General features: G+C 37.8%; 1 protein-coding gene. It reads right to left on the bottom strand.

The window, feature by feature from the left end; all coding sequences use genetic code 11:
- Positions 1 to 987: 987 nt before the first annotated feature.
- The coding region (locus ACN0IC_RS15615) for a hypothetical protein (protein ID WP_416879668.1) at positions 988 to 1,184 on the bottom strand (197 nt) is incomplete at its 5' end.

Below are 1,184 nucleotides of genomic sequence, written 5' to 3'. Positions count from 1 at the left end.
GAAATGAATAAACTCGTAAATGAAGTTTCCAAACATTCATGGAAAGAATAAGGAACTCCAGTCCATGCTCAAATGAAAGTTAATGTCCTTTTCTCAAGGAAGTTCCGCGAACAAATCGATACCCCCCCCCAAGCCCCCCTGGATTCGGCCTTGAGCCTTCTGCGTTTTTCAAATCATAGTTATTTTAAAGTGTTTTAAATGAGCCTGCGACAAAAAATTCACGATCCTTCCACAGTTGTCCTTGAATCCAAAGGATCTTTAATCCGCTGAATCCATACTGCTATCTCGTTGTGCGTTTTGCTTTTGTGCTCCAGCTTTTTAAGAAATAATCGCTAAGAACTTTAAAATCCATGTCTTAAAAAATCTCGTGGTAATTTAGAAATGAATAAACTCGTAAATGAAGTTTCCAAACATTCATGGAAAGAATAAGGAAGTCCATGCTCAAATTAAAGTTAATGTTCTTTTCTGAAAATGTTCTGATGCCTTTTTATTGATAGAATTGTTTTCAAATTAATCTTCCATCGTTGTCTCCTGAAATAGAATGACCTTCCGGCCATGGTCAATGCCCTTCTCCAATCAAACAAACTCCGTGTTGACAGGTCCCCCCCTAGTTTGAGGAAGCGTTTTGCTTTTGTGCTCCAGCTTTTTAAGAAATAATAGCTAAGCACTTTAAAAATCCATGTCTTAAAAAATCTCGTGGTAATTTAGAAATGAATAAACTCGTAAATGAAGTTTCCAAACATTCATGGAAAGAATAAGGAACTCCAGTCCATGCTCAAATGAAAGTTAATGTCCTTTTCTCAAGGAAGTTCCGCGAACAAATCGATACCCCCCCCCAAGCCCCCCTGGATTCGGCCTTGAGCCTTCTGCGTTTTTCAAATCATAGTTATTTTAAAGTGTTTTAAATGAGCCTGCGACAAAAAATTCACGATCCTTCCACAGTTGTCCTTGAATCCAAAGGATCTTTAATCCGCTGAATCCATACTGCTATAAAGCATTCCTAAGAACGGAAGTACATTGTTGTGGTGTTGGAAACATTCCACACGCGTTCAAAGAAAAGCACATCTGCTGTTTGTTTACGATTTGCGCAAAAGAAAACAGCATTACAACCCAGAAAGGGATGATTAATGAAACGAAATATGCATCACAGAACATTGTGGATTCATTATTAAAAAGGTTAGTCT

The organism is Litorimonas sp., assembly GCA_029936425.1.
Lineage (GTDB): Bacteria > Pseudomonadota > Alphaproteobacteria > Caulobacterales > Maricaulaceae > Litorimonas.
The sequence above is the reverse complement of the archived record's forward strand: the minus strand, read 5'-3'. Positions and strand labels throughout refer to the sequence as shown.